We start from the raw sequence: 18,768 nt of genomic DNA, 5'->3' as shown, positions 1-18,768 counted from the left end.
CACACCTTTTTTGTGATATTTATCACCAAATATCGCTTCAACCCTCCCCCTTCACTGGCTATCTCCGAAAACTTATTTTATGATTCAAAAAATCAAGGCGGATTGATCCCTGTCGGTTCAGTATAAAAGTGGTTTACCCTTATGCTTATCGAGATCGATTCAGCTAACCCTATTTTTACTCTTAAACTACGAGGTGAATGATGAGACTGATTCCCCTGGCTACCCCGGCACAAGTCGGCAAATGGGCAGCTCGCCATATTGTAAACCGCATTAATGCATTCAAACCAACCGCGGACCGCCCTTTTGTTCTGGGTCTGCCAACCGGCGGCACGCCGCTGGAAGCTTACAAAGCACTGGTTGAGATGCATAAAGCAGGCCAGGTTAGCTTTAAGAACGTCGTCACGTTCAACATGGATGAATACGTCGGTCTGCCGAAGGAGCATCCAGAAAGTTATTATACTTTCATGCACCGCAACTTCTTTGATCACGTTGATATCCCAGCGGAAAACATCAACCTACTGAACGGTAATGCGGAAGATGTTGATGCAGAATGCCGCCGTTACGAAGAGAAAATTCGCTCCTACGGCAAAATTCACCTGTTCATGGGCGGCGTGGGCAACGACGGTCACATCGCGTTCAACGAACCAGCATCTTCCCTGGCCTCCCGCACCCGTATTAAAACCCTGACCCATGACACTCGCGTGGCAAACTCTCGTTTCTTCGGCGGCGACGTGACTCAGGTACCTAAATACGCCCTGACCGTTGGCGTGGGCACTCTGCTGGATGCAGAAGAAGTGATGATCCTGGTGCTGGGCGGCGTCAAAGCGCTGGCACTGCAGGCGGCCGTTGAAGGCAACGTTAACCATATGTGGACTATCACCTGCCTGCAGCTGCATCCGAAGGCAGTGATCGTGTGTGACGAGCCGTCCACCATGGAGCTGAAAGTGAAAACGTTGAAGTATTTCAACGAGCTGGAAGCAGAAAACATTAAAGGCCTTTAAGGCCCGGTTGACAACTGACGCGTCGTAAAGGCGTCAGTTGTCCTGGAAAATCAATGCATTGGTTTTCTACAGTCAGTCATAAAGAGGAAGGTGTTTCGGCTTTTCCTCTTTATTAGCGATCTTACAGTCTTAAAGCACGACGTTATTACCGGGGGTAGGATATGTATGCATTAATCCACGGTCGGATTTATACCGGCCACGAAATTCTGGATGACCACGCGGTAGTTATTGCCGATGGCCTGATTGAGCGCGTTTGCCCTGTTGATGCACTGCCAGCAGGTATTGAAACGCGCGATGTGGGCGGTGCCGTCATTGCCCCCGGTTTTATTGACGTACAGCTGAACGGCTGCGGCGGCGTGCAGTTTAACGACACTGCAGAAGCCGTTTCTGTTGAAACGCTGGAAATCATGCAGAAAGCGAATGAGCGCTCAGGCTGCACCAGCTACCTGCCAACGCTTATCACCACCAGCGACAAGCTGATGATGCAGGGCGTGAAAGTCATGCGCGACTATCTGGCGAAATACAGCCACCAGGCGCTGGGCTTACACCTTGAAGGGCCGTGGCTCAACATCGTGAAAAAAGGGACACACAACCCAGGCTTCGTCCGCAAGCCGGATGCGAAGCTGGTTGATTTCCTGTGCCAGAATGCCGATGTGATCACCAAAATCACCCTGGCACCTGAAATGGTTGAGCCAGAAGTCATTCAGAAACTGGTTGCGGCAGGCATCATCGTTTCTGCGGGTCATTCCAATGCAACGATTAAAGAAGCCAAAATTGGCTTCCGCGCTGGGATCACCTTCGCAACCCACCTTTTCAACGCGATGCCTTATATAACAGGCCGTGAACCGGGCCTGGCGGGCGCAATTTTTGATGAAGCTGACGTTTACTGTGGCATCATTGCTGATGGTTTACATGTGGATTATGCGAACATTCGCACCGCAAAACGCGTGAAGGGCGATAAACTGTGTCTGGTTACCGACGCAACCGCGCCGGCAGGTGCCAACATCGATCAGTTCATTTTTGCTGGCAAAACAATATACTACCGTGACGGCCTGTGCGTTGATGAGAACGGCACGCTGAGCGGCTCTGCACTGACCATGATTCAAGGCGTTCGCAATTTGGTGGAACACGCGGCCATCGCGCTGGATGAAGTCCTGCGTATGGCAACCCTCTACCCTGCTCGCGCCATGGGCGTGGATAAGCATCTGGGCGCAATCGAAGCCGGTAAAGTGGCTAACCTGACCGTGTTTACCCGCGACTATAAAATTATCAAGACCATCGTTAATGGTAACGAGGTCGTAACTGAGTAAATAGCATGACGACTGGCGGACAAGCCCAAATTGGTAACGTTGACCTGGTAAAACAGCTGAATAGCGCGGCGGTCTACCGCCTGATTGATCAGCACGGTCCCATCTCGCGCATCCAGATTGCCGAACAAAGCCAGCTTGCGCCCGCCAGCGTCACAAAAATTACTCGCCAGCTTATTGAGCGCGGCCTGATTAAAGAAGTCGATCAGCAGGCCTCCACTGGCGGCCGCCGCGCTATCTCTATCACTACCGAAACACGTAACTTTCACGCTATTGGCGTGCGCCTCGGGCGCCACGACGCCACTATCACCCTGTTCGATCTGAGCGCGAAATCCATCGCCGAAGAACACTATCCGCTGCCGGAACGCACGCAGGAAACGCTCGAGCATGCGCTGCTTAATGCCATCAGCCACTTCATCGAAACCTGGCAGCGTAAAACCCGCGAACTTATTGCTATTTCCGTCATCCTGCCGGGGCTGGTTGACCCCGAAAGCGGCGTGATCCGCTATATGCCGCACATCGCCGTCAACAACTGGGCGCTGGTCGACAGCCTGGAAAAACGTTTCAAAGTGACCTGTTTTGTCGGCCATGATATTCGCAGCCTGGCGCTGGCCGAGCACTACTTCGGTGCAACCCATGATTGTGAAGACTCTATTTTGGTGCGCGTTCACCGTGGCACCGGCGCAGGCATCCTGTCAAACGGGCGGATTTTTATCGGCCGCAATGGCAACGTGGGTGAGATCGGCCACATCCAGGTAGATCCGCTGGGCGAGCGCTGCCACTGCGGTAACTTTGGCTGCCTGGAAACCATTGCCGCGAACGCCGCCATTGAAAAACGCGTCCGCCATTTGCTGGAGCAAGGCTACAACAGCCGTCTGACGCTGGAAGATTGTAGTATTCAGGCCATCTGCAAAGCGGCGAATAAAGGTGATGCGCTGGCCTGTGAAGTGCTGGAGCACGTTGGCCGCCATCTGGGGAAAGCAATTTCCATCGCCATTAACCTGTTTAACCCGCAAAAAGTCGTGCTTGCCGGTGAGATAATCGAAGCCGAAAAAGTGCTGCTGCCTGCTATCGAAGGCTGCATCAACACCCAGGTATTGAATGCCTTCCGTAAAAACTTGCCTATTGTCTGCTCAAAGCTGGACGACCGTTCGGCAATCGGGGCCTTTGCGTTGGTTAAGCGCTCAATGCTAAACGGCGTCTTGCTTCAGCATTTGCTGGAAAGTTAATGCTGCCCAGGCAGCATTTTACGCTATAGTTACCGACTTCATTCCGTGAGCCAGAGTTGTTAATGACCACCATCCAGAACGTAATTTGTGATATCGACGGCGTGCTGATGCACGACAACGTCGCCGTGCCGGGCGCTAATGAATTTCTGGCACGTATTCTTGAAAAAGAAATGCCGCTGGTGCTGCTGACCAACTACCCTTCCCAGACCAGCCAGGATCTTGCCAACCGCTTTGCCTCCGCGGGCATCGACGTGCCGGAGAGCGTGTTTTACACCTCGGCCATGGCCACGGCTGATTTCCTCCGTCGTCAGGAAGGTAAGAAAGCCTACGTCGTCGGTGAAGGGGCGCTGATTCACGAGCTCTACAAAGCTGGATTTACCATTACCGACATCAATCCTGACTTTGTCATCGTCGGTGAAACCCGCTCCTTTAACTGGGAGATGATGCATAAAGCCGCTTACTTCGTGGCGAACGGGGCGCGTTTTATTGCCACCAACCCTGACAGCCACGGCCACGGCTTTAGCCCGGCCTGCGGCGCGCTTTGCGCTGGCATCGAGAAAATCTCCGGGCGTGAGCCGTTCTATGTCGGCAAACCAAGCCCGTGGATTATCCGCGCGGCGCTTAATAAAATGCAGGCGCATTCAGAGCAAACCGTTATCGTCGGCGATAACCTGCGGACGGATATTCTCGCGGGCTTCCAGGCCGGCCTTGAAACCATCCTTGTGCTGTCCGGCGTCTCCAGCCTGAACAACGTTGACGATATGCCATTCCGGCCAAGCTGGATTTATCCTTCTGTGGCTGAAATCGATATCTTCTGATTCAGAATGCCGGCATCCAGCCGGCATTTTTATATCGATAAAAAATCGCCGACCAGGCGAGTCAAACTTCAGTGCAAATTGTTAAAAATTGACGATCCGTTAATTTTAACGCCCCAAACATCAGCATTTTTCATAAATCAGCAATCCTCACTGCACTATTTATTAGCTGAAAGCTAAAAGCCTTGCATTCCCTTCAGCGATTGAGCATTTTCATTACTAAGCAACGCAGCAAAGCCGCAGTAAAAGCAAAAATCGGCACCGCAGCACCACAACTCAAATCGCTCAGGCAAGTGTACGGAGAAGTTATATGTGTTCTATCTTTGGCGTTCTGGATATCAAAACTGATGCAGTTGAATTGCGCAAAAAAGCGCTGGAATTATCGCGCCTGATGCGCCACCGTGGCCCGGACTGGTCAGGTGTTTACGCCAGCGATAAAGCCATTCTTGTGCACGAACGTCTGTCCATCGTTGACGTCAACGCGGGTGCTCAGCCGCTGTACAACACCGAAAAAACTCACGCCCTGGCGGTTAACGGCGAAATCTACAACCACCAGGCTCTGCGCGCCGAATACGGCGACCGCTATACCTTCCAGACCGGTTCAGACTGTGAAGTTATCCTGGCGCTCTATCAGGAAAAAGGCCCTGACTTCCTTGATGACCTGCAGGGAATGTTTGCCTTCGCACTTTACGATAGCGAGAAAGACGCTTACCTGATTGGCCGCGATCACATCGGTATTATCCCTCTGTATATGGGCCACGATGAACACGGCAACCTGTATGTCGCTTCAGAAATGAAAGCTCTTGTACCGGTTTGCCGCACCATCAAAGAGTTCCCGGCGGGCAGCTACCTGTGGAGTAAAGACGGCGAAATCCGCAGCTACTATCAGCGCGACTGGTTCAGCTACGAAGAAGTAAAAGACAACGTCACGGACAAAAATGCGCTGCGTCAGGCGCTGGAAGATTCCGTGAAGAGCCACCTGATGTCCGACGTGCCTTATGGCGTTCTGCTGTCGGGCGGGCTGGACTCTTCCGTGATTTCAGCGATCACCAAGAAATTTGCCGCGCGTCGTGTAGAAGATGAAGAACGCAGCGAAGCGTGGTGGCCACAGCTGCACTCCTTCGCTGTCGGTCTGGAAGGTTCTCCTGACCTGAAAGCTGCGCAGGAAGTTGCTAACCACCTGGGCACGGTTCACCACGAGATCCACTTCACCGTGCAGGAAGGCCTCGATGCGATCCGCGATGTTATCTATCACATCGAAACTTACGATGTGACAACGATCCGCGCTTCAACACCTATGTACCTGATGTCGCGTAAAATCAAAGCGATGGGCATCAAAATGGTGTTGTCCGGGGAAGGCTCTGATGAGGTATTCGGCGGTTATCTATACTTCCACAAAGCGCCAAATGCCAAAGAACTGCACGAAGAAACCGTGCGTAAACTGCAGGCCCTGCACATGTTTGACTGCGCCCGCGCCAACAAGGCGATGTCCGCGTGGGGAGTTGAAGCTCGCGTCCCGTTCCTGGATAAAAAATTCCTCGACGTGGCAATGCGCATCAACCCGCAGGATAAAATGTGCGGCAACGGTAAAATGGAGAAGCATGTCCTGCGTGAGTGCTTCGAATCCTACCTGCCGGCAAGCGTGGCGTGGCGCCAGAAAGAGCAGTTCTCTGACGGCGTAGGCTACAGCTGGATTGATACGCTGAAAGAAGTGGCCGCTGAACAGATTAGCGACCAGCAGTTGGCTACCGCTGCCTACCGCTTCCCGTATAACACACCGGGCTCGAAAGAAGCCTATTTGTACCGCGAAATCTTCGAAGAGCTGTTCCCGCTGCAAAGCGCGGCGGAATGCGTACCCGGCGGCCCGTCAGTGGCCTGTTCTTCCGCAAAAGCGATCGAATGGGATGAGTCGTTCAAAACCATGAACGATCCATCAGGACGCGCGGTGGGAGTGCACCAGGCCGCCTATTAATCGCTGATTTAGCTTAAAACAACGGGCCTTATGGCCCGTTGTCGTTTCTGTATTCTCGCCGCGGCTTTATCCCTGTTTTTAAGCGGAATTAAAAACAAAAACGTGCGTTATTGTCGATATTTCAAGCAAGCTGTTCGCAAGTCATTCAAACGAGCATTCCGAGCGGGTTTTCGGGAAAAAACTAGTTGACGCTGTAGAGTCAACTCAGCATAATGCGCCCCGCAACGCCGATAAGGTAGCGCGTAAAAAGATGGCTACGTAGCTCAGCTGGTTAGAGCACATCACTCATAATGATGGGGTCACAGGTTCGAATCCCGTCGTAGCCACCATCTTTTTTATGCGGGAGTGGCGAAATTGGTAGACGCACCAGATTTAGGTTCTGGCGCCGTAAGGTGTGCGAGTTCAAGTCTCGCCTCCCGCACCATTTATCTTTCGCGTTGCGCGGATGGGGTATCGCCAAGCGGTAAGGCACCGGTTTTTGATACCGGCATTCCCTGGTTCGAATCCAGGTACCCCAGCCATTATTTTTCGATACTTGCGGTTCACCGCGACGGTTATTGGGGTATCGCCAAGCGGTAAGGCACCGGTTTTTGATACCGGCATTCCCTGGTTCGAATCCAGGTACCCCAGCCATCGAAAAATATGATAGAGTTTGGCTACGTAGCTCAGCTGGTTAGAGCACATCACTCATAATGATGGGGTCACAGGTTCGAATCCCGTCGTAGCCACCATACAAAGGAATTATTGATTAACGTCGGTAAATCCAAAAAAATTGTTGGGGTATCGCCAAGCGGTAAGGCTCTGGTTTCTGATACCAGCATTCCGAGGTTCGAATCCTCGTACCCCAGCCAATTTTAAAGTCGTTAAGCAGTTCGTTTAACGCAATTGGGGTGTCGCCAAGCGGTAAGGCTCTGGTTTCTGATACCAGCATTCCGGGGTTCGAATCCCTGCACCCCAGCCACATAATGAAAAGCCCGCGCAAGCGGGCTTTTTGCTATCTGGCATTTAGTCAGCCTGAGCAGAGCGGGAAACCGCCCTGCATGTCTTCATTATAATCCCAGGGCGTATTTCAGCGCTTTACGCTTCAGGCCACCGGCTCTTTCCGCCGCTATCAGCCCAAGATTTCGCACCACACGCAGCGGCCCCAGGTTATTGCTGAATCCCGCATAGAACAGATCCATTCCGCTCTGCATCAGGAAATTATCCGCCTGACGGCGCCTCTGATAACGTTTCAGGATAGCCTCACTTGCCCAGGCTTCCGCGTGGCTACGGGCACCGATCAGGACATCAAGCAAAGCATCCACGTCGCGATACCCCAGGTTAACGCCCTGCCCCGCCAAAGGATGAATCGTATGCGCCGCATCCCCTATCAGCGCCAGCCCCGGCTGGACATACTGCAAAGCGTGTCGGCGAGTCAGCGGAAATGCCCCGCTGGCGACCGGCGTAACCGCTCCGAGCCGCTGAGGAAAAGCAGCCGTAATCGCTTTTTGCAGCTGGGGCATGTTCATTCCCTGCAGTTGCCGAATTCGTGCCGGCGTGTCATACCAAACCAAAGAGGCCCAGTTATCGAACAGCGGCAGGAAAGCGTGCGGCCCTGTCGGCGTGAAATGCTGCCAGGTGCTGTCCCCCGGCTCAAACTCGCATTTAACGGTAATCAGCATACAGGCCTGACGATACTGCCAGGCATGCACACCAATCCCCGCCCATTTTCTGATCTGAGAATTCGCGCCATCCGCGCCAATCACCATTTCAGCATTGAGTGAAGCGCCGTCATCAAACTCGAGCGTCCAACCTGCTGTCTGGCGATGGATTTGCCTCAACCTGGCCGGGCAACGTAAAGAGATATTCGGATGTGCCTCAAGCGCTTGCCAAAGTACGCGCTGCAGTACGTTATTTTCAACCATGAAACCCAATTCGGGTAAGCCCAGTTCTTCGGCATCAAAGCCAACGTGCGCGCTTTCCCATTCCCAGGTTTCCAGACGGCGATAAGGATGTGCCCGCATCGCTAAAACGTTATCCCAGACGCCAAGAGACTTGAGCAGGCCAACCGATGCGCTACTGATGGCAGAAATGCGGACATCAGGCTGGCTACCTGGAACAAAAGCCTCAGGAGCATGATGTTCAATCACCGCCACACGGAAACCGTGCTGTGCCAGCCCCAGCGCAGCCGCCGCGCCGACCATACCGCCGCCGACAACGGCTACTTCAATTGGTTGATTTACCATAAGTCTCTTTCCTTCATTCATCTTTGCTGATTCTACTGGCTTTTCCCAGGCTGGTCACATCCATAGCAAAGCATTACACTATCCGGCTTAATTCCTGACTTCACCTTGAGCAATGGCAAGTCGATGACAAAAAAACTCCATATAAAAACCTGGGGCTGCCAGATGAACGAATACGATTCATCGAAGATGGCCGACCTGCTGGACAGCACCCACGGCTTTACGCTGACCGATAACGCGAATGAAGCGGACGTTCTGCTGCTGAACACTTGTTCTATTCGCGAAAAAGCACAGGAAAAGGTGTTTCACCTGCTGGGGCGCTGGAAGCATATTAAAGCCAAACGCCCGGACGTGATCATTGGCGTCGGCGGCTGCGTTGCCTCTCAGGAAGGGAAAAAAATTCGCCAGCGGGCACACTATGTAGATATCGTCTTTGGGCCACAAACCCTGCACCGCCTGCCGGAAATGATCAACCAGGTTCGCGGCACCCGCAGCCCGGTGGTGGACGTCAGCTTCCCGGAAATCGAAAAATTTGACCGCCTGCCAGAACCGAAAGCGGAAGGCCCGACCGCCTACGTCTCCATCATGGAAGGCTGCAACAAATATTGCACCTATTGCGTGGTGCCTTATACCCGTGGCGAAGAAGTGAGCCGCCCTTGCGACGATATTCTGTTTGAAATCGCTCAACTGGCGGAACAGGGCGTGCGTGAAGTTAACCTGCTGGGTCAAAACGTTAACGCATACCGCGGCGCGGCTTACGACGGCGGTATTTGCTCGTTTGCCGAACTTCTGCGTCTGGTTGCAGCGATTGACGGTATCGACCGCATTCGCTTCACCACCAGCCACCCGATTGAATTTACAGATGACATTATCGAAGTGTATCGCGACACGCCGGAGCTGGTCAGCTTCCTGCACCTGCCTATTCAAAGCGGCGCTGATCGCGTGCTGAATATGATGGGCCGCACGCATACCGCACTGGAGTATAAATCGACGATTCGCAAGCTGCGCGCTGCGCGCCCGGACATCCAGATCAGCTCAGACTTTATCGTCGGCTTCCCGGGCGAAACCAGCCAGGACTTCGAGCAAACCATGAAGCTGATTGCTGACGTCAACTTTGACACCAGCTTTAGTTTTATCTTCTCTGCTCGTCCGGGCACCCCGGCGGCCGATATGGTTGATGACGTACCGGAAGAAGAGAAAAAACAGCGCCTCTATATCCTGCAGGATCGTATTAACCAGCAGGTAATGGAATGGAGTCGTAAAATGCTGGGCACGGTGCAGCGTATTCTGGTGGAAGGGACTTCGCGTAAAAGCATTATGCAGCTGTCCGGCCGTACCGAAAATAACCGTGTGGTGAACTTCGAAGGGACGCCGGATATGGTAGGGAAATTCGTGGATGTTGAAATCACCGAAGTCCTGACTAACTCCCTGCGCGCGAAGCTGGTACGCACCGAAAGCGAAATGGGCCTGCGTATTGCTGAAACCCCGGCTTCCGTTATTGCCCGTACCCGCAAAGAGAATGACATTGGCGTTGGGACTTACCAGCCTTAATTCTCTCCATAGCCTGCCGGAACGCTAATTCCACGTCCCGGCAGGCAGTCTCATTGTTTGCACTTGCATTCTGAAGGCATCACCCAAATATCAATTGTGACGCTTGCGCCATCACGCTGCGGGATAAATAATTTCCCTGTAGCCGAACCATATTTTCGGCTACGCGAGACCGTTTACTCTAACTGGCCCCGAGTGACCCAGAGGATAAGTTTGAATATCGAAACACGTGAATTAACGCTGGAACCGGCGGATAACGCCCGTCTGCTTAGTCTGTGCGGCCCTTTTGATGACAACATCAAACAGCTGGAACGCCGACTGGGGATTGAAATCAACCGTCGTGACAATCACTTCAGGCTCACCGGTCGTGAGCTTTCCGTTAACGCCGCTGCGGATATTCTGCGCCATCTGTACGTAGACACCGCGCCAATGCGCGGTCAGAGCCAGGATATCGACCCGGAACAAATTCATCTGGCTATTAAAGAAAGCCGGGTGCTGGAGCAAACGGCCGACAGCGTGCCGGATTACGGTAAAGCTATCCATATAAAAACGAAGCGTGGCGTCATTAAGCCGCGTACGCCTAATCAGGCGCAGTACATCGCCAATATTCTCGACCACGATATCACTTTCGGCATTGGGCCAGCAGGGACAGGGAAAACCTATCTTGCAGTTGCCGCTGCGGTTGATGCATTAGAACGCCAGGAGATTCGCCGCATTCTGCTGACCCGCCCGGCGGTTGAAGCGGGTGAAAAGCTGGGCTTCCTGCCCGGAGATTTGAGCCAGAAGGTTGACCCGTACTTGCGTCCTCTGTACGACGCGCTGTTTGAAATGCTGGGCTTCGAGAAAGTCGAAAAGCTTATTGAACGTAACGTCATCGAAGTGGCACCGCTCGCCTACATGCGTGGCCGAACCCTGAACGATGCCTTTGTCATTCTCGATGAAAGCCAGAACACCACCACAGAGCAGATGAAAATGTTCCTGACCCGCATTGGCTTCAACTCCAAAGCGGTGATTACCGGTGATGTGACGCAAATTGACCTGCCACGTAACCTGAAATCAGGCTTACGTCATGCTATCGACGTCCTGTCCGAGGTGGATGAAATCAGCTTCAACTTCCTTAACAGCGAAGACGTAGTACGTCACCCGGTTGTGGCCCGCATTGTTAACGCCTATGAGGCCTGGGAAACCGCCGATCAAAAACGCAAAGACGAGCTTGCCGCCGAGCGTAAACGTGAAGCCCTTGCCCTGCAGGCTACCGCTCAGGAGAGCAAATGAGTCAGGTTATTTTAGATTTACAGGTGGCATGCGAAACCGAAAGCGGCCTGCCGGATGAAGCACAAATTCAGCGCTGGCTGGATGCGGTGATTCCTCAGTTTCAGCCAGAGTCAGAGGTCACCGTGCGTCTGGTAGACGAAGCCGAAAGCCACGACCTGAACCTGACCTATCGCGGGAAAGATAAGCCCACCAACGTGCTTTCTTTTCCGTTTGAAGCCCCGCCAGGGATCGAGCTTCCTCTGCTGGGCGATCTGATCATCTGCCGTCAGGTGGTTGAGCAGGAAGCCAAAGAACAAGAGAAGCCGCTGGAAGCCCACTGGGCACATATGGTTGTACACGGCAGCCTGCATCTCCTCGGTTACGACCATATCGAAGACGATGAAGCCGAAGAGATGGAAGCGCTGGAAACAGAGATAATGCTTGCTCTTGGGTATGCCGATCCGTACATTGCCGAGAAAGAGTAGTCGGCTCAGGGCTTTCCCTTTGCCGCCGTCACGCGCAGGCAGTGCACCATCAGGCTGCCTGTTAGTATTTGATTTATATGAGGCCTAAAACCTAACGCCATGAGCGACGACAATTCACAGAATAGTGACACGCCGGAAGCCAAAAAGGGATTCTTCTCCCTCATTCTCAACCAGCTGTTTCACGGTGAACCTAAAAACCGTGACGATCTGCTGACGCTTATTCGTGATTCTGAGCAAAACTCTCTGATAGACCAGGACACCCGCGACATGCTCGAAGGGGTGATGGATATCGCCGACCAGCGCGTCCGCGACATCATGATCCCGCGCTCGCAGATGGTGACGCTCAAACACAACCAGACGCTGGACGAGTGCCTCGATGTCATTATCGATTCCGCTCACTCCCGTTTCCCGGTGATAAGCGAAGACAAAGATCACATCGAAGGGATTCTGATGGCGAAAGATCTGCTGCCATTTATGCGTAGCGACTCTGAGCCTTTCAGCATGGAAAAAGTGTTACGTCAGGTGGTTGTCGTGCCTGAAAGCAAGCGGGTTGACCGCATGCTGAAAGAGTTTCGTCAGCAGCGCTATCATATGGCGATTGTCATTGATGAATTTGGCGGCGTTTCAGGTCTCGTGACTATCGAAGATATTCTCGAACTGATTGTCGGGGAAATCGAAGATGAGTACGACGACGAGGAAGACGGCGATTTCCGTCAGCTGAGCCGCCATACGTGGACGGTGCGAGCCCTCGCCTCTATTGAGGACTTCAACGAAACCTTCGACACGCACTTTAGCGATGAAGAAGTCGACACCATCGGTGGTCTGGTGATGCAAGCCTTTGGGCACCTGCCAGCCCGTGGCGAAACCATTGAAATAGATGGTTACCAGTTCAAAGTCGCCATGGCCGATAGCCGTCGTATTATTCAGGTTCATGTCAGAATTCCGGACGACTCGCCGCAACCTAAACTGGACGAATAACTCAGCTATGGCTATAGCTCAACTTCTTCAACGCCAGCGCATTCGCCTGCTGCTGGCGCTTTTCTTTGGGGCCTGCGGAACGCTGGCCTTTTCCCCTTATGATTTCTGGCCTGCAGCCATTGTTTCTCTTGCCGGCTTGCAGGGCCTGACGCTAAACCGTCGCCCGGTACAAAGCGCCGCGATTGGCTTCTTCTGGGGGCTTGGGCTGTTCGGCAGCGGGGTCAACTGGGTCTATGTGAGCATCGCACAGTTCGGCGGTATGCCGGGCCCGGTGAACGTGTTCCTGGTGGTTCTGCTGGCAGCTTATTTGTCGCTCTACACCGGTTTGTTCGCCGGTATTCTCAGCAAGCTGTGGCCAAAAACAACGTGGTGGCGCGTAGCTATTGCCGCCCCGGTCGTCTGGCAGATTACCGAATTCCTGCGCGGCTGGGTGCTGACCGGCTTCCCGTGGCTGCAGTTTGGCTATAGCCAGATCGATGGCCCGCTAAAAGGCATCGCGCCGATTTTTGGCGTCGACACGATTACCTTCCTGCTGATGATTATCAGCGGCCTTCTGGTGTTCGCCCTGCAGGCACGGAAATGGGTTCCTGCCGTGGTATCTGCGGCTTTACTGTTATTACCCTGGCCGCTGCGCAGCATTCAATGGTTCCAGCCTCTGCCAGAGCGTTCCGTTGACGTAGCGATGGTACAAGGCAACATTCCTCAGTCCCTGAAGTGGAATGAAAGTCAGCTGCTGGACACGCTGAAAATTTATCTGGATAAAACAGAGCCGGAGATGGGCAAAGCCAAGCTTATCATCTGGCCGGAATCGGCTATCTCCGATCTGGAAATTAATCAGCAGCAGTTCCTCGCCATGATGGATGACCTGCTGCGGGCAAAACACAGCTCGTTAATTACCGGTATCGTTGATGCACGTCTGAATAAGCAAAACCGGTATGACACCTACAACACCATTATCACGCTTGGTGAAGGTAGCCCTTACAGCTACACCAGCAGTAATCGCTACAACAAAAACCACCTTGTGCCATTCGGTGAGTTTGTGCCGCTTGAATCGATTCTGCGTCCACTGGCCCCGTTCTTCGATCTGCCTATGTCATCATTCAGCCGTGGGCCCTATGTTCAGCCGCAGTTGCTCTCTAACGGCGTTAAGCTGACGGCGGCAATCTGCTACGAAATCATCCTGGGTGAACAAGTCCGGGACAATTTCCGGCCAGATACTGACTTCCTGCTGACTATCTCCAACGATGCCTGGTTCGGTAAATCTATCGGCCCGAGGCAGCACCTGCAGATGGCGCGTATGCGTTCGCTGGAGCTGGGGCGGCCTCTGCTGCGCAGCACTAACAACGGCGTCACTGCGGTGGTCAACGCCGAAGGTGATATCACTAATATTATCCCGCAGTTCACTCGCGAAGTGCTGGAGGCGAAAGTCACACCTACCACAGGCTTAACGCCTTATGCCCGCTTCGGCTTCTGGCCGCTTTGGGTGATTACCGCTTTATTCGGTTTCAGCGCACTGGTGATAAGCCTGCGTAACCGCAGCAAAAAGTAATCTCCCTTTCTCGTTCCTAAGGCCGGCAAATTTGCTGGCCTTTTTCATTTCTGGCACAAGCTTTGCTAGATATTAACAGTTGAAATCAAATAGCTGGCGCAAAGACGCCCTGTGGCCTGGCTGTATCGGGCAGTGAAAAATGCATGCACCAAAAAGCGACATCGCAAGCACCGTTATAGTGCATCGGCATATCTTTGCCTTTAAACGGTGCGGCGCGCCTCGCAAAAATAAACATCTTATTAGCATTTTCTTTACATTCAGCTAGGTTAGATGCTAACAAAAGAGCATGACATGACGCTTTTAGCAGCATGAAAAAACAACAAAACACAACACTCACATCGGATACCGGTGCCTCCTCTGGCACTAAGATTAAGGAGTTGGATATGCAATTACGTAAACTGGCCACGGCAATGCTGGTGATGGGCATGAGCGCCACAATGGTTCATGCAGAAGACGCGACGCCTCAGCAGTCAACGCTGGATAAAATCAAAGCCAACGGCGTTATCGTGGTCGGCCACCGTGAATCATCTGTACCTTTCTCTTACTACGACAATCAGCAGAAAGTGGTTGGCTACTCTCAGGACTACTCTAACGCCATCGTAGAAGCGGTGAAAAAGCAGCTGAACAAGCCTGACCTGCAGGTAAAACTCATTCCAATCACCTCTCAGAACCGTATTCCGCTGCTGCAAAACGGCACTTTCGATTTTGAATGTGGTTCCACCACCAACAACGTAGAGCGTCAAAAACAAGCCGCCTTCTCCGACACCATCTTCGTTGTCGGCACCCGTTTGCTGGTGAAAAAAGGCGGCCCAATTAAAGACTTCCCTGACCTGAAAGGGAAAACTGTTGTTGTGACCTCCGGCACCACCTCCGAAATCCTGCTCAACAAGCTGAACGACGAGCAGAAAATGGGCATGCGTATTATCAGCGCCAAAGACCACGGTGACTCCTTCCGTACCCTGGAAAGCGGCCGTGCCGTTGCCTTTATGATGGATGATGCCCTGCTGGCCGGTGAACGTGCGAAAGCTAAACAGCCGGATAACTGGGAGATCGTCGGCAAGCCGCAGTCCCAGGAAGCCTACGGCTGTATGCTGCGTAAAGATGACCCAGAGTTTAAAAAGCTGATGGATACCACCATCGCGCAGGCGCAAACCTCCGGTGAAGCCGCGAAATGGTTTGATAAGTGGTTTAAACAGCCAATTCCACCGAAAAACCTCAACATGAACTTCGATCTTTCTGACGAAATGAAAGCGCTGTTCAAGGAACCAAACGACAAAGCTCTCAACTAATTAGAAACACAGGGGCCGGAAAAATCCGCCCTCCCGATTGACGAACTGAAGCCAGGACAGACTATGCGTTGGTGGGTCGTTCCCCCACCAGCGTGAAGGTGCCGAAAAACGCAGACAAAGATCTGCTTCAAGGCACCGGCTTCTCATCAATCTTCGAGGGTAGCCTGCGCTACCCTCTTTTTTTTATCTCGGAGTAAGTTATGTCTATAGACTGGAACTGGGGAATCTTTTTACAGCCCGCCCCGTTCGGCAACACAACCTATCTGGGCTGGATTTGGAATGGCTTCCAGGTCACCGTCGCCCTGTCAATAACCGCATGGATCATTGCTTTTCTGGTGGGGTCTCTGTTTGGTATTTTGCGTACGGTCCCTAACAAATTCCTGTCCGGGCTAGGTACGCTCTACGTTGAACTCTTTCGCAACGTTCCCCTGATCGTCCAATTCTTTACCTGGTATCTGGTGGTGCCTGAACTGCTGCCGGAAAACATTGGCATGTGGTTTAAGTCCGAGCTGGATCCCAATATTCAGTTCTTCCTCTCGTCAATGATTTGCCTCGGGCTGTTTACCGCCGCTCGCGTCTGCGAACAGGTACGTGCCGCAATTCAATCTCTGCCTCGCGGCCAGAAGAATGCGGCTCTGGCAATGGGGCTGACGCTGCCTCAGGCCTATCGCTACGTGCTGTTGCCTAATGCCTATCGCGTCATCGTGCCACCAATGACCTCCGAAATGATGAACCTGGTGAAGAACTCGGCCATCGCTTCAACTATTGGTCTGGTGGATATGGCGGCACAGGCTGGCAAGCTGCTGGATTACTCGGCACACGCCTATGAGTCCTTTACGGCGATTACCCTTGCCTATGTACTGATCAACGCCGTCATCATGGGCGTGATGTATGTGGTAGAACGTAAAATTCGCCTGCCTGGCAATATGGGGGGCAAATAATGCTCGATCTTGACTGGAGTTCTATTCTACCTGCCCTGCCTTACTTAATGCAGGGGCTGGTCATTACGCTCAAAATCACCGTTACCGCGGTGGTGATCGGTATTGTCTGGGGCACGCTGCTGGCCGTCATGCGCCTGTCGAGCTTCAAACCGATCGCGTGGTTTGCTACCGCTTACGTGAACGTTTTCCGCTCTGTGCCGCTGGTGATGGTACTGCTTTGGTTCTATCTGGTGGTGCCAGGCTTCCTGCAGTCGGTGCTTGGCCTGTCGCCAAAGACAGATATTCGCCTGATTTCCGCGATGGTCGCCTTCTCCATGTTTGAAGCCGCCTACTATTCAGAAATCATTCGCGCCGGTATTCAGAGTATTTCCAGAGGGCAGTCAAATGCCGCCCTGGCGCTGGGTATGACCCACTGGCAGTCGATGAAACTGATTATTCTGCCGCAGGCCTTCCGCGCAATGGTGCCGCTGCTGTTAACCCAGGGCATCGTTTTGTTCCAGGATACCTCGCTGGTGTACGTTTTAAGCCTGGCAGACTTCTTCCGCACCGCCTCCACCATCGGCGAGCGTGACGGTACGCAGGTCGAAATGATCCTGTTTGCCGGCCTGGTCTATTTTGTGATTAGCCTCAGTGCATCGCTGTTGGTCAGCTACTTGAAGAAAAGGACTGTGTAATGATTACCCTGAAAAATGTTTCTAAATGGTATGGTCACTTTCAGGTGCTGACCGAGTGCTCCACCGAAGTGAAGAAAGGCGAAGTTGTCGTCGTGTGCGGGCCTTCCGGCTCCGGCAAATCCACGCTGATTAAAACCGTCAATGGCCTTGAGCCCGTACAAAAAGGCGAAATCCTGGTGAACGGCACCCAGGTGAACGATAAGAAAACCAATCTGGCGCAGCTCCGCTCCCACGTTGGCATGGTGTTCCAGCACTTCGAGCTGTTCCCTCACCTGTCGATTATCGAAAACCTGACGCTTGCCCAGGTCAAAGTGCTGAAGCGTGACAAAGCGGCTTCCCGCGCCAAAGGGTTAAAATTACTCGAGCGCGTAGGGCTCGCCGCCCATGCCGATAAATATCCAGCGCAGCTTTCCGGCGGCCAGCAGCAGCGTGTGGCGATCGCCCGCGCCCTGTGTATGGATCCTATCGCAATGCTGTTTGACGAACCAACCTCAGCGCTCGACCCGGAAATGATCAACGAAGTACTGGACGTGATGGTTGAGCTGGCCAATGAAGGCATGACCATGATGGTGGTGACCCACGAAATGGGCTTTGCCCGCAAAGTGGCTAACCGCGTGATCTTTATGGATGAAGGGAAAATTGTCGAAGACTCAAACAAAGACGACTTCTTCAATAATCCTCAGTCTGAACGTGCCAAAGACTTCCTGGCAAAAATCCTGCACTAAGAAGGACGCGTCACAGTAAAAAGCCTTCCCTGCGGAAGGCTTTTTTTTAAGGCTCAAACGGCCGCCGATGAAACTGATTATGACCGCATTTTGGGCAAACCGGCAGCACATCAGGCGTGTAAATCGCAATATGGTGATGACAGTTTTCACACACCAAATTGCCTAACCCAACAACTTCCCCGCTGTGATACACCCCGTGATGGCTGAGATCTTTAAACACTTCCCGCCACTCAAGCTGCGTTTTGTCGGTAATGTCCGCCAGTTCCTGCCATAAACTCTCTTTAATCACCCGCATAAAAACGCTGTCGGTGAACTCTTCCTGACTTTCCCCGTAGCTACGAGCAAATTCTTCAAGGTCACGGCGCACCGCACGCGTTACCTCCTCTATCTCCGTTCGGGTCAGCTCGCCTGTATCATTCATCTGCTTACGGGCGCTGGCAACCAGCGCATCAATATCGCGCTCCCCCTTGCGTAGCCGTTCACTTAGCGATTCGACCAGTTCCCGATAAAATTGAGCAACCTTGTTCATCGTTAGCCTGCCTCCTTGAAGGATTCCCGCATTCGCGGCGTGGTAACTGATTCTAATAGTAGACGTTAATCCGCCCACGCTTTGTTAGATTAGCCACACCCTGGGTAAAAAACTGCAAGCGTTACAGAACGGTGAAATGGTCACTGAGGGCGTTGAAAGGCTGTTTTGCCGCTGTCGAATCGGCTATGCTATGACGATCTAAACTCGAATTCATTAAAGGCTACGTTTCGTAGCCGTCTTTCATAAACAG

16 protein-coding genes and 7 tRNA genes are annotated in these 18,768 nt (G+C 52.9%); 21 read left to right on the top strand and 2 right to left on the bottom strand.

Features of this window, described 5'->3' with window-relative positions:
- Positions 1 to 200: 200 nt before the first annotated feature.
- The 12 genes from nagB (at position 201) to LH86_RS10795 (ending at position 7,285) form a co-directional block, all read left to right on the top strand.
- The gene (gene nagB, locus LH86_RS10850) at positions 201 to 1,001 is read left to right on the top strand and encodes a glucosamine-6-phosphate deaminase (protein WP_008456097.1); all 801 of its coding nucleotides are present in this window, start codon (positions 201 to 203) and stop codon (positions 999 to 1,001) included.
- Positions 1,002 to 1,162: 161 nt separating this feature from the next.
- A complete protein-coding gene (gene nagA, locus LH86_RS10845; RefSeq protein WP_039301119.1) occupies positions 1,163 to 2,311 on the top strand; it encodes an N-acetylglucosamine-6-phosphate deacetylase in 1,149 nt (382 codons plus the stop codon).
- 5 nt (positions 2,312 to 2,316) lie between these two features.
- Positions 2,317 to 3,537, top strand: a complete 1,221-nt coding sequence (nagC, locus tag LH86_RS10840) for a DNA-binding transcriptional regulator NagC (RefSeq protein WP_039291182.1) — start codon at positions 2,317 to 2,319, stop codon at positions 3,535 to 3,537.
- A 62-nt stretch (positions 3,538 to 3,599) separates the two neighbouring features.
- Positions 3,600 to 4,355: an HAD-IIA family hydrolase gene (locus tag LH86_RS10835; protein WP_008456091.1), complete on the top strand. Its 756-nt coding sequence runs from the start codon at positions 3,600 to 3,602 to the stop codon at positions 4,353 to 4,355.
- Between the two features lie 307 nt (positions 4,356 to 4,662).
- Positions 4,663 to 6,324, top strand: a complete 1,662-nt coding sequence (asnB, locus tag LH86_RS10830; protein ID WP_039291180.1) for an asparagine synthase B — start codon at positions 4,663 to 4,665, stop codon at positions 6,322 to 6,324.
- Between the two features lie 252 nt (positions 6,325 to 6,576).
- A tRNA-Met gene (locus LH86_RS10825) sits at positions 6,577 to 6,653 on the top strand.
- Positions 6,654 to 6,663: 10 nt separating this feature from the next.
- Positions 6,664 to 6,748 (top strand) — tRNA-Leu (locus tag LH86_RS10820).
- Positions 6,749 to 6,770: 22 nt separating this feature from the next.
- A tRNA-Gln gene (locus LH86_RS10815) sits at positions 6,771 to 6,845 on the top strand.
- Positions 6,846 to 6,882: 37 nt separating this feature from the next.
- Positions 6,883 to 6,957: transfer RNA gene (locus tag LH86_RS10810), tRNA-Gln, on the top strand.
- 21 nt (positions 6,958 to 6,978) lie between these two features.
- Positions 6,979 to 7,055 (top strand) — tRNA-Met (locus LH86_RS10805).
- A gap of 45 nt (positions 7,056 to 7,100) precedes the next feature.
- Positions 7,101 to 7,175, top strand: a tRNA-Gln gene (locus tag LH86_RS10800).
- A 35-nt stretch (positions 7,176 to 7,210) separates the two neighbouring features.
- Positions 7,211 to 7,285, top strand: a tRNA-Gln gene (locus tag LH86_RS10795).
- Positions 7,286 to 7,373: 88 nt separating this feature from the next.
- Here the strand turns inward: LH86_RS10795 and ubiF are convergent.
- Positions 7,374 to 8,549: a 3-demethoxyubiquinol 3-hydroxylase gene (gene ubiF, locus LH86_RS10790; protein WP_039301117.1), complete on the bottom strand. Its 1,176-nt coding sequence runs from the start codon at positions 8,547 to 8,549 to the stop codon at positions 7,374 to 7,376.
- 123 nt (positions 8,550 to 8,672) lie between these two features.
- Here ubiF and miaB point away from each other — a divergent pair, with 123 nt between their 5' ends.
- The 9 genes from miaB (at position 8,673) to LH86_RS10745 (ending at position 17,989) form a co-directional block, all read left to right on the top strand.
- Positions 8,673 to 10,097: a tRNA (N6-isopentenyl adenosine(37)-C2)-methylthiotransferase MiaB gene (gene miaB, locus LH86_RS10785; protein WP_039301114.1), complete on the top strand. Its 1,425-nt coding sequence runs from the start codon at positions 8,673 to 8,675 to the stop codon at positions 10,095 to 10,097.
- 210 nt (positions 10,098 to 10,307) lie between these two features.
- Positions 10,308 to 11,369 carry a PhoH family protein gene (locus LH86_RS10780; RefSeq protein ID WP_039301111.1) on the top strand — a complete coding sequence of 354 codons (1,062 nt, stop codon included), beginning with the start codon at positions 10,308 to 10,310 and terminating at the stop codon, positions 11,367 to 11,369.
- Entirely contained in the window at positions 11,366 to 11,833 is a 468-nt protein-coding gene (gene ybeY / locus LH86_RS10775) for an rRNA maturation RNase YbeY (protein ID WP_039301108.1), read from the top strand. The genes LH86_RS10780 and ybeY overlap by 4 nt, the downstream gene beginning before the upstream one ends.
- Before the next feature lie 99 nt (positions 11,834 to 11,932).
- Positions 11,933 to 12,811 carry a CNNM family magnesium/cobalt transport protein CorC gene (gene corC / locus LH86_RS10770; RefSeq protein WP_008456079.1) on the top strand — a complete coding sequence of 293 codons (879 nt, stop codon included), beginning with the start codon at positions 11,933 to 11,935 and terminating at the stop codon, positions 12,809 to 12,811.
- Positions 12,812 to 12,818: 7 nt separating this feature from the next.
- A complete protein-coding gene (gene lnt, locus LH86_RS10765; protein WP_039301105.1) occupies positions 12,819 to 14,360 on the top strand; it encodes an apolipoprotein N-acyltransferase in 1,542 nt (513 codons plus the stop codon).
- Between the two features lie 383 nt (positions 14,361 to 14,743).
- Positions 14,744 to 15,649, top strand: a complete 906-nt coding sequence (locus LH86_RS10760; RefSeq protein WP_039301102.1) for an amino acid ABC transporter substrate-binding protein — start codon at positions 14,744 to 14,746, stop codon at positions 15,647 to 15,649.
- A 200-nt stretch (positions 15,650 to 15,849) separates the two neighbouring features.
- Positions 15,850 to 16,590, top strand: a complete 741-nt coding sequence (locus LH86_RS10755) for an amino acid ABC transporter permease (RefSeq protein WP_008456073.1) — start codon at positions 15,850 to 15,852, stop codon at positions 16,588 to 16,590.
- On the top strand, positions 16,590 to 17,264 hold the full coding sequence (gene gltK / locus LH86_RS10750) for a glutamate/aspartate ABC transporter permease GltK (protein ID WP_039301099.1): 675 nt from the start codon (positions 16,590 to 16,592) through the stop codon (positions 17,262 to 17,264). Before LH86_RS10755 ends, gltK begins: the two co-directional genes overlap by 1 nt.
- Positions 17,264 to 17,989: an amino acid ABC transporter ATP-binding protein gene (locus LH86_RS10745; protein WP_008456069.1), complete on the top strand. Its 726-nt coding sequence runs from the start codon at positions 17,264 to 17,266 to the stop codon at positions 17,987 to 17,989. The genes gltK and LH86_RS10745 overlap by 1 nt, the downstream gene beginning before the upstream one ends.
- Positions 17,990 to 18,035: 46 nt before the next feature.
- On the opposite strand, the gene LH86_RS10740 is transcribed toward LH86_RS10745, so the two are convergent.
- A complete protein-coding gene (locus LH86_RS10740; RefSeq protein WP_008456066.1) occupies positions 18,036 to 18,518 on the bottom strand; it encodes a zinc ribbon-containing protein in 483 nt (160 codons plus the stop codon).
- Positions 18,519 to 18,768: the final 250 nt, after the last annotated feature.

The organism is Cedecea neteri (genome assembly GCF_000758325.1).
Lineage (GTDB): Bacteria > Pseudomonadota > Gammaproteobacteria > Enterobacterales > Enterobacteriaceae > Cedecea > Cedecea neteri_B.
The sequence above is the reverse complement of the archived record's forward strand: the minus strand, read 5'-3'. Positions and strand labels throughout refer to the sequence as shown.

Coding starts and splice junctions, on each gene's coding strand:
- LH86_RS10740 (WP_008456066.1), bottom strand. CDS start 18,518: ATGAACAAGGTTGCTCAATTTTATCGGGAACTGGTCGAATCGCTAAGT.
- miaB (WP_039301114.1), top strand. CDS start 8,673: ATGACAAAAAAACTCCATATAAAAACCTGGGGCTGCCAGATGAACGAA.
- ubiF (WP_039301117.1), bottom strand. CDS start 8,549: ATGGTAAATCAACCAATTGAAGTAGCCGTTGTCGGCGGCGGTATGGTC.
- nagA (WP_039301119.1), top strand. CDS start 1,163: ATGTATGCATTAATCCACGGTCGGATTTATACCGGCCACGAAATTCTG.
- LH86_RS10745 (WP_008456069.1), top strand. CDS start 17,264: ATGATTACCCTGAAAAATGTTTCTAAATGGTATGGTCACTTTCAGGTG.
- LH86_RS10760 (WP_039301102.1), top strand. CDS start 14,744: ATGCAATTACGTAAACTGGCCACGGCAATGCTGGTGATGGGCATGAGC.
- LH86_RS10835 (WP_008456091.1), top strand. CDS start 3,600: ATGACCACCATCCAGAACGTAATTTGTGATATCGACGGCGTGCTGATG.
- lnt (WP_039301105.1), top strand. CDS start 12,819: ATGGCTATAGCTCAACTTCTTCAACGCCAGCGCATTCGCCTGCTGCTG.
- LH86_RS10755 (WP_008456073.1), top strand. CDS start 15,850: ATGTCTATAGACTGGAACTGGGGAATCTTTTTACAGCCCGCCCCGTTC.
- gltK (WP_039301099.1), top strand. CDS start 16,590: ATGCTCGATCTTGACTGGAGTTCTATTCTACCTGCCCTGCCTTACTTA.
- nagB (WP_008456097.1), top strand. CDS start 201: ATGAGACTGATTCCCCTGGCTACCCCGGCACAAGTCGGCAAATGGGCA.
- corC (WP_008456079.1), top strand. CDS start 11,933: ATGAGCGACGACAATTCACAGAATAGTGACACGCCGGAAGCCAAAAAG.
- ybeY (WP_039301108.1), top strand. CDS start 11,366: ATGAGTCAGGTTATTTTAGATTTACAGGTGGCATGCGAAACCGAAAGC.
- nagC (WP_039291182.1), top strand. CDS start 2,317: ATGACGACTGGCGGACAAGCCCAAATTGGTAACGTTGACCTGGTAAAA.
- asnB (WP_039291180.1), top strand. CDS start 4,663: ATGTGTTCTATCTTTGGCGTTCTGGATATCAAAACTGATGCAGTTGAA.